Origin of the sequence: Corynebacterium phoceense (genome assembly GCF_900092335.1) — a bacterium.
In the GTDB taxonomy this organism is placed as follows: Bacteria; Actinomycetota; Actinomycetes; order Mycobacteriales; family Mycobacteriaceae; genus Corynebacterium; species Corynebacterium phoceense.
Window position 1 is genome coordinate 217,056 of the sequence record NZ_LT596207.1, and the last position, 12,872, is coordinate 229,927.

A 12,872-nucleotide genomic window follows, 5' to 3' on the forward strand; every position below is an offset into this window, starting at 1 on the left:
GTTTGGATTGACCGCGGGTCCCCCAAAAGCCTGCATGCCACGTATATGTGCATGATTTATGTCACCTGGTGAAACACTATGAAATTCACAAACAATTATTAAATTAAGAAAGGAAATCCTGTTCCTTTCGCCCGCTCTATCACTCAATCTCGAGGTTGCTTCATGTCTCTCGCCTCTCGCCTCGCCTCTGCTGCTGTCGCTCTGGCTGCCACCACCTCCCTCATGGCGGCGCCGGCGTCGGCTATTGAAAATGCGCCGATTGCTTCCGATGCCCTCTCGAACACCGCCGCGCGCGTAACCGCCGACGTCGCAGGTGGCACGTTTGTATGCACCGGCGCAGCCATTTCGCCGACCGTCATCCTGACCGCTCGCCACTGCACAACCCAGGCCGATCCGACCTCAGTGACGGCACCGGATGGCACCGTCATCCCCGTTACTGGCTTCACTGCAAGTAACAAGTCCGACCTCGCCGTGCTCAAGCTGGGCCGAACCTGGACTGGGGATATCGCTCGCACTTCCGTGGTTCCTGCCCGCGCGAAGTCCACGTTCGCTGCCTATGGAATGGGTGGCGACGAGAACAACACGCTACGCGTCTCGCGCGGCGTTGTCACGATTCCCGTGTCCTCGAATACCTCCATGAGTTTCGATGGTCAGTTGCTCTCCCCGCTCATGGGTGAGACCAGCGATGGTTCCTCCTGGGAGCACGGCGATTCGGGCGGACCGGTAGTCAACAACAACGGCGAGATCATCGGTGTCATTTCGGGAGCCTCGGCGACGGGATTCGTCTCTGACAAAGCGATGAACATCATCGGACCACTGTCCGTCGATGCCGCGTTGCTGACCAACGCAGGAGTGACGCCGGTCGTGCCGTCCCAGTCGGATCCCACGCCGTCTGTTCCGGGCACCATCATTCCGAATCCGTCGGACCTTGTTCCTGGCTCGAACAGCCCTGATGCGGGTTCGTCGCTGGATGCCGGCTCGATCATCGGCATCATTACCGCTGTGATCAGCCTGCTGGGCGTACTCGGCGGCCTCGCCTCGCAGTTCGGCCTCATCTAACGAGTAGGCATGCACAGAAGCCGACGCAGTGAATGCGTCGGCTTTGACATTCTTGGAGTGTGGCTGAGCCGTAGGGCTCCCCCGCCTTAATTAGGCGAGGGCGGGGGCGGCGTGGAAGTCCTCGTTGGACTCCATGCCGATGAGGTCCTCGATGTCCGCGTGTGCCAGGGCCTCGGTGAACTCGTCGCGGATGCGGTCCCAGACGGCAGTGTTGCGGCCGCCGTGAAGGCGCCACTCGCGGTCGCGACGCGCGTAGACCGCAGCGCGGTCCGCGAACTCGTTGAGCAGGTGGCCGTGGTGGCCGCGCACCCAGTGGACGTTGACCACGACGCCGGCGTCGCGCCATTCCTGGACAATCTGCGCACACTTCTTCATGCCAACGTGATGCAGAAGGCCCGGGTACTCCTCCGGCTGGTTGAAGAGGCGATAGCACGTCATGCTGTCCGTGAGCACGTCGATGACGCGGAATCCACGGTGGCCGTAGCCCTGCACCGCCGAGGCTATGGCAGTGGCTTCAGCGGGCGCGATGGATTGAGCGCGCAGGCTACCAATAAAAAGGTCGCCGGTCGAGGACGCGGCTGCCCAGCCAGCGGTAGAGCCGTACGTGTTGCGGGAGGCGTCCGTGCCAACGACAACGTGAGCAAGAGCCGCGTATTCGGCAGCAGCCTTGGCTTCCTCTTCGCGGGCACGCTTGGCTTCGTACTCGTCCTGCAGAGAGGTCACGGCGGCGGAGTGCCAGGTGCGGCAGGCCTGCCACGTGGACTGCATCGCAGCGCCGGAGACAACGGTGCGCACGACCATGCCAGGGTATTCCTCCGGGTAGGCGGTGAGCACCTGGCAGACCTCCGGCGAGGAGACGTACACGGCCGTGGTGCCGTCCTCTGCAGGAGCGGCATGCTGCGACCACAGGCGGTGGAAGGCCTCGGCCATGACGCCGGCGAGGTCCATGGCCTCGGCACGAGCGACCTGCATGCGGCAGTCCTCGGGGTAGTCGCCGAAGCCGCGCTCCTTGGCCGGCGTCAGGACGCGGACGAAGAGGTCCTTGGCGCGGCCATTGCAACCGGTCGACACGACCGCGTAGCGGACCGAGTCCACGGTAACGAGGGCACCATAGACGACGAGCGATGCAGCAACCGGGCGCGCGGAGGCAGCGATGGCAGCCGGATTAGGGGTCAGCGTGCCGGGTTTGTGGGAATAGGGGGCGGACATGAGGTTGGTTCCTTTTCTTGTACGAGGGTCGACATCGGTCATAGCGCTCGGGATTGCGCGCTATGGTGTCCACCTTATGAAGCACCCCTGACATGAACTCGGGCGCCGTGGACTTGAGCCTAGAACGAGCATGCGAACGCCCTCGTAGCCGCCCAGAGGTTACAAAAAATGTCACCCCGAAAACCACAGAGATTCGGCCGGACACCACAGGATTTCTGCGATGCCCGGCCGAATTCAGGGCTAATGCACAAGGCGCTATCTAGCGCAGGCGCTGCCCCACGAAGCCAGCGGCCAGGGTGTTGCCGCTGGACTGGTCGATAAGCAGGAAGTTGCCCACGGCGCCACGAGCGGCGTAGTCCTCCACGGGCAGTTCCTGGGCGGTCTGCAGCGTGATGTGCGCGATGTCGTTGAGGGTGGCCTTCTCCGGGTTGTCAGTGTCGGCGACGCCATCGAGGTCGAGGATGCGGTCGACGCTCGTGATACGGGCCTTGACCTGGGCCGCGCCGTAGCGCAGCTTGAGCATCTGGCCCGGGGTGAGGTCTTTCTCGGTGAGCACGACGGCGGTGGCCACAAACTCGCGGACGGGCTCGGGGCGGGGGCCGGCGGCGAGGAGATCGCCGCGGGCGAGGTCGATCTCATCGGCAAGCCGGAGGACGATGGAGTCGCCGGCGCGGGCGGCATCGGCAGGCCCATCGGTGATGTCGATGTTGGTCACGGTCGTGGTGCGGCCGTGCGGGGCGGTGACCTCATCGCCCACGGCGATGGAGCCGGCCTTCACACGGCCCGCGTAGCCGCGGTAGTCCGAGGCGTGCTCGCGGATGACGTACTGGATGGGGAAACGGAAGTCGAGTTCCTCCGCGCGGCCACCGGTGACGGGGACGGACTCAAGGACCTCCAGCACCGTGGGGCCGGTGTACCAGTCCATGTTGGTGGACGGCTCGACAACGTTATCGCCCTTGAGCGCGGAGATGGGCACGACAGTGGAGTCGGTGATGCCCAGGCGATTGGCGATGGAGTGGAAGTCCTCCTCGATGGCGCGGAAGGTCGCCTCGTCATAGTCGACCAAGTCGATCTTGTTCACTGCGAGGATGACGTGGCGCACGCCCAGGAGTGCGGCGACGTTGAGGTGGCGGCGGGTCTGCTCGACGACGCCATAGCGGGCATCGATAAGCAGGACGACGACCTGGGAGGTAGACATGCCGGTCACGGTGTTGCGGGTGTACTGCACGTGGCCCGGGGTGTCCGCGAGGATGAACGTGCGCTTATCCGTTGCGAAGTAGCGATAGGCGACATCGATGGTAATGCCCTGCTCACGCTCGGCGCGCAAGCCATCGACGAGGAGGGAAAGATCCATGCCGTCGAAGCCGCGGTCCGCAGAGGAGCGTTCCATGGACTCGACCTGGTCGGCGAGTACGGACTTCGTGTCGTAGAGCAGGCGGCCCACGAAGGTGGACTTGCCGTCGTCCACGGAACCGGCGGTGCACAGGCGCAGGGTCTCACGCTCTTTGAGGGCGGCTACCTGCGGCGTTGCGGTATCAATAGCGGTAGTCATCAGAAGTAGCCTTCCTTCTTGCGGTCCTCCATGGCAGACTCGGAGAGTTTGTCATCGGCGCGGGTGGCGCCGCGCTCGGACAGGGTGGAGATGGAAATCTCAGCGAGGATCTCGTCCGGGGTGGACGCGGTGGACTCGACGGCACCGGTGCAGGACATGTCGCCCACGGTGCGGTAGCGCACGGTCTTGGTCACGAGCTCCTCACCCTCCTTGGGGCCGCCCCACTCACCGGGGCACAGCCACATGCCGCCCCGGTTAAACAGCTCGCGCTGGTGGGAGTAGTAAATGGACGGCAGCTGCAGGTTGCGGGCGCCGATGTACTCCCAGATATCGGACTCCGTCCAGTTGGAGATGGGGAAGACGCGGACGTTCTCACCGGCCATCTTGCCGCCGTTGTAGAGGTCCCAGAGCTCGGGGCGCTGGCGGCGCGGATCCCAGCCGCCGAAGGAGTCGCGGATGGAGAAGATACGCTCCTTGGCGCGGGCGCGCTCCTCGTCGCGGCGGGCGCCGCCCAGGACGGCGTCGTACTGGCGCTCGGCGATGGTTTCGACAAGCGGTACGGACTGGAGCGGGTTACGCGTGCCATCGGGGCGCTCCTGCAGGTCACCGCGGTCGATCCAGTCCTGGACCTTTGCGACGTGGAGGCGGGCACCAGTTTCGGCGACGAGGCGGTCACGGAACTCGATGACCTCCGGGAAGTTGTGGCCGGTGTCGACGTGGAGGAGCTCGAAGGGCACGGTGGCCGGAGCGAAGGCGCGGCGGGCAAGCTCGAAGACGACCACGGAGTCCTTGCCGCCGGAAAACAGCAGGCCCACCTTGTCGAACTGGCCGGCGACCTCACGCAGGATGTGGAGGGATTCGTTCTCCAGGTCCTTGAGGTGCGGCGACAGCGCGCCTGCCGGCGCTTTAGAAATAGTCGTAGTCATGGGGGTCAGCTCCTTACTCGTGCAATCCGCACTCGGTCTTGCCATCCGCAAAAACGCGGCCCGAGCGCGCGTCCTCGCCTTCTGCGACGGGGAAGGTTAGCGGGGCGCAGCCAATGGACCGGTAACCCTGCAGCGTAAGCGGATGGATGATGAGGTCGTGGTCCTTGATGTACGCGTCCGTATCCTCGAGGTCCCACGTAATAATCGGCGAGATCTTCAGGCGGCCGTGTTGGTCGAGGCTCAGCGCCGGCGCGGTGGCGCGGTGCTCAGAGTCGGCGCGGCGCAGGCCGGTGACCCAACCGACGTAGGGGTCCATCGCCATGTTGAGCGGCTCGACCTTACGCATGCGGTTATACGCGGCGACGTCGCGGGCATAGAGGCGGGGGCCGTAGACCTCGTCCTGCTCCTCGGGGCTCAACAGCGGGAGGACGCGCACGAGCGGGAGGTCCGGGTAGCGCTCCGCGACGCGGTCGGCGGTCTCGAGAGTCTCCGGGAAGTGGAACCCCGTATCAATAAAGAGAAGGTCCGCGTCGAGGTGCGCGCGGTGCGCGAGCTCGGCCAGAACAGTGTTCTCCATGGACATCGTCACGGCGAGGCGGCCCGGCGCGTGCTCGGCGGCCCACTCGATGATCTCTTCTGCCGTCGCGTCATGGAGCTTGTCGGCCCAGTCCTCGACGAGCGCACGGTTAGTGGCGGCCACCTCGGGGTCGAGCGGCGCGGTATCGCGCGTGCCCTCGGGGCTCATGGCCGGGTCGCGGAACGTCTTTCCCGCGTCCAGGAGATTAATCGGTTCTGTCATGCCGAACACTCTAAAGAACCACGCAGTCTGCTGCAGCCCGAACCGGACATTACGGGGCGTGAGCTTGCCTGATGTCATGAATGTTAATTGCGCAAGGTGTACGGCTCGGTCTATATTTATAGACAAGCCAGTCTAGGGATACAGAAAGGACGACACGCATGCACGACCACCAGCGCGTCATCATCGTCGGCGAGGGCCCATCCTCGCTGTCCGCAGCAGAACACCTCATCGCTGCGGGCATGTGTGTCGACCTCATCTCTTCCTCTCCTGCACCGCTCGGTCTACTCCAGCGCTATGCTTCCGATGCCCTCAATCCCTGCGGCCCCGCAGCCACCCCGCGCCTGCGGCTCATCGGCAACGTGAAAGTCGGCGCCCGCCCAGGAGAGGGGGATATCACCCACGCCGAGCTCCATCGCCTCGCGGCGACCGGCCAGCGCGAGCTCATCATCCTAGAGCTCAAGGCCCGCGGCATTCCCGTCACCACGTGGGAGGGACTGTGCGTCCCCCTCGACGGCGCAGAGCCCACGGACTGGGAAGCCATCCAGTCCAGCGCTCGCCATGCCGGCGTGCGCGCCACCGAGCTCGCCATGGCGTAGTTCGCGCACATAAGCGACGCTGCAAGCGAACCCCCAGCTCGAACTTAAAGCTTTAACACCGAAGATTGCTAAAGTTGGTTCCTTGTGGAACTGATCAAACTCATCGGTCGCTACGCGAAGCCGTACACCTGGCAAATCCTGGCGGTACTCGCGCTGCAGGCCATCTCAACCGCAGCGACGCTCTACCTGCCGTCGCTCAACGCGGACATCATCGACCAGGGCGTCGCCCAGGGCGACGTCCCCTATATCTGGACCACGGGCCGCGTCATGCTCGCCGTCGCGTTCGTCCAGGTCATCGCCGCCGTCATCGCCGTGTGGTTCGGCGCGCGTTCCGCCATGGGCCTCGGCCGCGATATCCGCGCGATGGTCTTCCGCCGCGTCGCGCGCTACTCCGCCGAGGACATGGGTCACTTCGGCACGCCGACGCTCATCACGCGCGGCACGAACGACGTCCAGCAAGTCCAGATGACGTTCATGATGACCCTGAACTTCATGGTGTCCGCGCCGATTATGGCCATCGGCGGCATCATCATGGCCATGCGTGAAGACGCTGGCCTCTCCTGGCTCGTGTGGGTCTCCGTCGCAGTGCTCCTCGGCGTCATTTCCGCGCTCATCGCCAAGCTCATGCCGCTCTTCCGCGTCATGCAGGACAAGCTTGACGCCATCAACGGCACGCTGCGCGAGCAGATCACCGGCATCCGCGTCGTCCGCGCCTTCGTCCGCGAGGCCCACGAGACCGAGCGCTTTACCGAGGCCAACGAGGACATCACGCAGCTTTCGCTCAAGATCGGCAAGCTGTTCGTCACGATGTTCCCCATCATCACGGTGATCCTCAACGTCGCGACCGGCGCCGTGCTCTGGTTCGGCGGCCACCGCGTCGACGACGGACTCGTCGCGGTCGGCTCGCTCACGGCTTTCCTCCAGTACCTCATGCAGATCCTCGCCGCCGTCATGATGGGCACGTTTATGGCCATGATGCTCCCCCGCGCCATCATCTGCGCCAAGCGCATCACCGAGGTCCTCAACCGCGCCCCGTCCATCGTCGAGCCCGAGCACCCCATCGAGCCCGCACACGAGACCGGCGAGGTCGAATTCGATAACGTGACGTTCTCCTACGCCGGCGCCGATGCCCCCGTCCTCGAGAACGTCTCCTTTACCGCCCACCCCGGCCAGACCACCGCCATTATCGGCGCGACCGGCTCAGGCAAGACCACGCTGCTCTCCCTCATTCCGCGTCTCTACCTGCCCACGCAGGGCCAGGTCCGGATCGACGGTGTGGCAACGAGCGACCTGGCGCGAGAGGGCATCGTCAAGCGCGTGGCCCTCGTCCCGCAAAAACCCTACCTGTTTAGCGGCACCGTGGCCTCCAACCCACGCACCGGCGCACCCGACGCGACGGACGAGGAGCTGTGGGACGCCCTTAAAGTCGCGCAGGCGAACTTCGTGACGGACCTCGACATGCCCATCGCGCAGGGCGGCACGAACGTCTCCGGTGGCCAGCGCCAGCGCCTGTCCATCGCGCGCATGCTCGTCGCAAAACCGAAGGTCTATCTCTTCGATGACTCTTTCTCCGCGCTCGACGTCATCACGGACGCGAAAGTCCGCGAGGCCATGCGCTCCTATACCGCCGACGCCACGACCATCATCGTCGCGCAGCGCGTGAGCTCCATCGAGAACGCGGACCAGATTCTTGTCATGGAGGCCGGCCGCGTGGTGGCCAAGGGCACCCATGCGCAGCTGCTCGAGACATCCCCGACGTACCGCGAGATCGTCGAATCCCAAGCGACGGTGGAGGCATAAACCATGGCTAAAAAGACTCAAGAACTCTCCGAGCAGGAGCTCCACGAGCTCGAAGCCGCCACCGCTGGCGACGATTGGTCCGGCTCCGCCCCGCGCACCGCGAAGAACTTCTGGCCCTCGGCCAAGCGCCTCATTGGCCTGCTCGGCGGGCACAAGGCGGCGCTCGCGGTCATCGGCCTCTTCAACGTGGTCTGCGTTGTCCTCGCCGTCGTCGCCCCGAAGATCATGGGTAAGGCCACGGACGTCATTTTCTCCGGCGTCGTCTCGCGCATGCTGCCCGCCGGCACCACCAAGGAAGAAGCCGTCGCGGGCCTGCGCGCTGCTGGCCAGGACCAGTTCGCGGACATGGCGTCGGGCATGGAGCTCCACCCTGGCAGCGGAATCGACTTCACGCGCCTGGGCCAGATCATCATCCTCGTCATCCTCATGTACGTGGTGTCCTCGCTCTTCCAGCTCTGGCAGGGCTTATGGCTCAACAAGCTGGTCATGGGCGTCGTCTACGATCTGCGCCAGCAGGTCGAGGCCAAGGTCAACCGCCTGCCGCTGAACTACTTCGACACCAACCAGCGCGGCGACCTCCTCTCGCGCACTACCAACGACGTGGATAACGTGCAGCAGGCCCTCCAACAGGCGATCAGCCAGATGTTCTACAACGTCCTGCTCGTGGTGGGCATTACCGTCATGATGTTCAACGTCTCCTGGCGCCTCGCACTCATCGCGCTGCTCTCGCTGCCGCTCACCGGCATCGTCATCGGCGTCATCGGCACCCGCTCCCAGAAGCAGTTCAAGACGCAGTGGAAGTCCACGGGCCTGCTCAATGGCCAGGTCGAGGAGGCCTTCTCCGGCCACGAGCTTGCCCAGGTCTTCGGTCGCACCAAGGCCATGACCGCCGAGTTCGACGAGCGCAACGAGGAGCTCTTCCGCTCCGCGTCCCTCGCCCAGTTCCTCTCCGGCATCATGATGCCGATCATGCAGTTCATCTCGTACCTGTCCTACGTCGCCATCGCCGTCCTCGGCGGCCTGCGCGTGGCCCACGGCCAGATGACATTGGGCGATGCCCAGGCGTTTATCCAGTACTCCCGCGAGTTCAACCAGCCACTCGGCCAGCTGGGCGGCATGGCCCAGCAGGTCCAGTCCGGCGTCGCCTCCGCCGAGCGCGTCTTCGAGTTCCTCGACGCCGAGGAACAGCTTCCCGATGCCCCCTCCTCCCACCCCGGCCGCGCCCACGGCCTCGTGGAGTTCGATCATGTGGCGTTCTCCTACGATCCGGAGAAACCCTTGATTAAGGACCTGTCCCTGCGCGTCGAGCCCGGCCAGACCGCCGCCATCGTCGGCCCCACCGGTGCCGGTAAGACCACGCTGGTCAACCTGCTCATGCGTTTCTACGAGATCGACTCGGGTGAGATTCGCCTCGACGGTGTCTCCACGGCTTCACTCTCGCGCGCTGAGCTGCGCTCCCAGGTGGGCATGGTGCTCCAGGATGCCGTGCTCTTTAAGGGCACCATCATGGATAACATCCGCTACGGCCGCCTCGACGCCACGGACGAGGAGGTCATCGCCGCCGCGAAGGCCACGTACGTCGACCGCTTCGTGCACTCCCTCCCCGACGGCTACGACACGGTCATCGACCAGGACGGCGGTTCCGTCTCCGCTGGCGAGCGCCAGCTCATCACCATCGCGCGCGCTTTCCTCGCCCAACCGGCGCTGCTCATCCTCGACGAAGCCACCTCCTCCGTCGACACCCGCACCGAGGTCCTCGTCCAGGACGCCATGAACGCCCTGCGCGCCGACCGCACGTCCTTCGTCATCGCCCACCGCCTGTCCACCATCCGTGACGCGGACCTCATCCTCGTCATGGAAGACGGCGACATCGTGGAGCAAGGCACCCACGCTTCACTGCTGGAGGCCCACGGCGCGTACTGGCGTCTCAACCAGGCCCAGTTCGCGGAGGACTAACCTCCTCCCCGAGACTCGTGCTGCCGCCCCTGATCTCCTGGTTCTTAGCAGTAAATCAGGGGTTTTTAATGTTTCAACCCCCGAATGCGCCATCCCGAAAATTTGTTCCTCTTTCATTGCTCCCACGTCCGCCACTCTTAACTCAAGGAGTCTTTGCCCGTGCGCAAGATTGGAACTCTTCTCTCGGCCCTCGCGCTCTCCGGCGCGCTCGTGGTCGTCCCCCAGGCCGCAACCGCTGCGCCCCTCACTTTCGCCGAAGCCTACGACCCGCAACCTTTCAACCCCTTCCCGGCTGAGGTTGGCTCCGCAGAATCGGGAGTCATCCTTCTGGATGGTCTCCCAAGCAACGACTACATTTCACGTGTAAATGTTGAATTCGGAGAAAGTCCGTACCCAATCAACCTCGCAGGAAATAGCTTCCTTCCAAGTTTTGCAAAAGCCTCAATCAACCCAGAGCCCATTTACCCTGCTGAATTCAGCGTGCCTTTCACCGCAACAATCATCTACACCGACGGAACTCGAGACACCGTTTCGGGAATTAGGACTCTCGCTCCCATTCCCACTCTTGTCAAGGACGGCGAGCCGATCCCCGCAGACCCGACGCCGGAGCTTCCGACTGTTACCGCTACGACGACCGTCACCGTGAAACCCGCACCGGTCACCACCACGGTCATCAGCCGCGAGCCTGCTACAGCCACCGAGACTACAACCGCAACCACCACGAAGACCGTCGCTGTCCCGACGACTGTGGCCACTCCGACGACGGTCACTGAAACCGCGACTGTCACGAAGGTCGCAGCACCGGTCACGGTCACGAAGACTGTGGCGACGCCGGGTGCTGCTACGGATAAGGGTTCGAGCAAGGACGGCGGGCTCATCGGCGGCATCATTGCTGCGATTGTCGCTGTCCTGGCCGCTCTGGGCGGCGGCGCGTACTGGTTCCTCAACATGCGCTAAGTCCAGCTAGTTCAGTTCCTTGCGAAAATCGCTTCTCAGATCGAAAAATTTGAGCGATTTTCACAAGGAACTTTTTTGTTGCTGCCCAAAAGCGCTCCGCGCCTCGAGCTGAAACGAGATTTTCGACAGGAACGCTGCAGCGTCCACGCGTCCCGTGGGCGGCATGAGTAATCGAGTTCACGGCAAAGTAGTTTTCATCACTGGTGCGGCCCCGGGCATGGGCGCCTCGCATGCGCACGTTCTCGCGGACGAGATTGGCGCGAACATCGCGGGAAATTTGTCACTAACGCACCCGATAATGCAGTGCTCGGCGGTGCGTCCTAGGCGCACGCGGGCAAAGAGAACGCCTCGAGCCCCGACCGAAAGGCCGGGGCTCGAGGCAACTCTATCTCTCTTAGGAGGTGTCCCATTGGCGGTGTCTCACGTCGCCACCCCCGGGACCCGGGGCTATCTCTCTCAGGTATGCGCCTCTCAAACGCATGAACTCATTATGGGGCGCGCACCTTGCACAGGCCGTACGAGCGCCTGCGCGCTTTCTGGCAGTTCCTGATAATTCTCTGGCAGCAGGTGAGATGGCACACTCGTGGCGGGGTGTGGGGAATCGATAACGGTTGGGCCACGGAGCAGCGCCGAGAGTAGGCACACGGCGCGGGAGGAAAGTACTCTAATCGCATGACTCACACTCTCGCCGCAGATGTTGTTGTCCTCGCGGCTGGCTCTACCGACTACACGCCGTCCCTGGTCTCCTTCGCGTGGATCATGGCGGTAGCCTTGCTTGCCCCGATTGTGGCCGCCATGCTGCGCAACCGGCTGCCGTCGGTGGCACTGCTCATCATTTTCGGCATGATCATCGGCCCGTCGATCCTGGATCTGGCGCACGAGGATCCGGGCATCGGCATGCTCAAGGAAATTGGCGTGGGCGCGCTGTTCCTCCTCGCCGGCTTCGAGATTGACCTCGGCACGCTGAAATCCAAGCAAGCGAAGACCGCGTTTACGACGTGGCTGATGTGTATTATCGCGTGTATCGCGGGCGCGTACTTCCTGGTGGATACGATTCCACTCGCCATCGTCATGGGCATCGCCGTGACCTCGACGGCGCTGGGCACGATTACGCCGATGCTCAAGCAGGACAAGCTCATCGGCACGCGCGTGGGCGACTCCGTGATGATCCACGGCGCTGTTGGTGAGCTCGCACCGATTACCGCGATGGCGCTATTGCTGGGTACCCGCGCCACGTGGCTCACGGCGCTCATCCTCCTGGCCTTCTTGGGCATTGCGGTCTTTGTGGCGGTCGCGCCCCAGGCCATCGGAAAGCTCGCGCCCTGGGTGAAGCGGGCGTTTATCGCCGGTGCGGGCGCGACGAACCAAACCATCCTGCGCCTTATCGTGCTTATCCTGGCCATCCTCATGGCGGTCACGGCGGTCTTTGAGCTCGACATCGTTCTGGGCGCGTTCGCGGCTGGCATTATCCTGAACCGCGTGGTGCCGGACGAGTTCCACAAGGGTCTGGAAAACCGTCTCAACGTGCTGTGCTACTCCATGCTCATCCCGGTCTTCTTCGTGGTCTCCGGCATGTCCATCGACTGGAAGGTCATCGCAGACAAACCGCTCCAGGTCATCGGCATCCCGCTGCTCATCCTGTTCACGCGCGGCCTGCCAGTCTTCCTGCGCGAGAATGTTCACCACACTGGCTCCGAAATCGAAACCACGCGTGAGCGCCTGCAAGTCGCACTTTATGCCGCGACGGGTCTGCCGATCATCGTCGCCGTGACCACGGTGGCGGTGGCCTCCGGCATCATGGATGACGAACACGCGTCCATCTTCATCGCCGGCGGCGCGCTCACCGTCGTGATCTTCCCGCTGCTGAGTTCTCTGGTGCGCAGCAATGACCCGAACGCGGAGGAGAAGCAAAAAGAAGACGAGGACTCCACGGCCGAGTCCAGGGAAGAAGCGGAGCACGCTGAGAGAGAACAAGCAGTCAAGGACGAGCTCCGTAAGGATTCAAACACCTAATATAG

The 12,872-nt window shown here is 63.7% G+C and carries 10 protein-coding genes; 6 read left to right on the forward strand and 4 right to left on the reverse strand.

Going from position 1 to position 12,872, the window contains the following annotated elements; genetic code table 11:
* The first annotated feature begins 162 nt into the window (after nt 1–162).
* Nucleotides 163–1,059 (forward strand): trypsin-like serine protease, encoded by an 897-nt coding sequence (locus BN9444_RS01040; RefSeq protein WP_068801281.1) that lies wholly within the window; start codon nt 163–165, stop codon nt 1,057–1,059.
* A 90-nt stretch (nt 1,060–1,149) separates the two neighbouring features.
* Here the strand turns inward: BN9444_RS01040 and BN9444_RS01045 are convergent, their stop codons facing one another.
* From BN9444_RS01045 to BN9444_RS01060, 4 genes are all read right to left on the reverse strand, one after another.
* Nucleotides 1,150–2,268 (reverse strand): RNase H family protein, encoded by a 1,119-nt coding sequence (locus BN9444_RS01045; protein WP_066488785.1) that lies wholly within the window; start codon nt 2,266–2,268, stop codon nt 1,150–1,152.
* A 259-nt stretch (nt 2,269–2,527) separates the two neighbouring features.
* Nucleotides 2,528–3,820, reverse strand: a complete 1,293-nt coding sequence (locus BN9444_RS01050) for a sulfate adenylyltransferase subunit 1 (protein WP_068801282.1) — start codon at nt 3,818–3,820, stop codon at nt 2,528–2,530.
* On the reverse strand, nt 3,820–4,746 hold the full coding sequence (cysD, locus tag BN9444_RS01055) for a sulfate adenylyltransferase subunit CysD (RefSeq protein WP_066488770.1): 927 nt from the start codon (nt 4,744–4,746) through the stop codon (nt 3,820–3,822). Before cysD ends, BN9444_RS01050 begins: the two co-directional genes overlap by 1 nt.
* A 13-nt stretch (nt 4,747–4,759) precedes the next feature.
* Nucleotides 4,760–5,545 carry a phosphoadenylyl-sulfate reductase gene (locus BN9444_RS01060; RefSeq protein ID WP_066488766.1) on the reverse strand — a complete coding sequence of 262 codons (786 nt, stop codon included), beginning with the start codon at nt 5,543–5,545 and terminating at the stop codon, nt 4,760–4,762.
* A gap of 158 nt (nt 5,546–5,703) precedes the next feature.
* Between BN9444_RS01060 and BN9444_RS01065 the strand changes: the two genes are divergently transcribed.
* The 5 genes from BN9444_RS01065 (at nt 5,704) to BN9444_RS01085 (ending at nt 12,867) form a co-directional block, all read left to right on the forward strand.
* Nucleotides 5,704–6,141 carry a methylenetetrahydrofolate--tRNA-(uracil-5-)-methyltransferase gene (locus tag BN9444_RS01065; protein WP_066488762.1) on the forward strand — a complete coding sequence of 146 codons (438 nt, stop codon included), beginning with the start codon at nt 5,704–5,706 and terminating at the stop codon, nt 6,139–6,141.
* Between the two features lie 84 nt (nt 6,142–6,225).
* Nucleotides 6,226–7,941, forward strand: a complete 1,716-nt coding sequence (locus BN9444_RS01070) for an ABC transporter ATP-binding protein (protein ID WP_068801283.1) — start codon at nt 6,226–6,228, stop codon at nt 7,939–7,941.
* Nucleotides 7,942–7,944: 3 nt separating this feature from the next.
* Nucleotides 7,945–9,897, forward strand: a complete 1,953-nt coding sequence (locus BN9444_RS01075; protein ID WP_068801284.1) for an ABC transporter ATP-binding protein — start codon at nt 7,945–7,947, stop codon at nt 9,895–9,897.
* Nucleotides 9,898–10,056: 159 nt separating this feature from the next.
* The gene (locus tag BN9444_RS01080) at nt 10,057–10,854 is read left to right on the forward strand and encodes a hypothetical protein (RefSeq protein WP_066488753.1); all 798 of its coding nucleotides are present in this window, start codon (nt 10,057–10,059) and stop codon (nt 10,852–10,854) included.
* A gap of 672 nt (nt 10,855–11,526) precedes the next feature.
* Nucleotides 11,527–12,867, forward strand: coding sequence for a cation:proton antiporter (locus BN9444_RS01085; protein WP_066488748.1), 1,341 nt, complete (start codon nt 11,527–11,529; stop codon nt 12,865–12,867).
* The last annotated feature ends 5 nt before the right edge of the window (nt 12,868–12,872 follow it).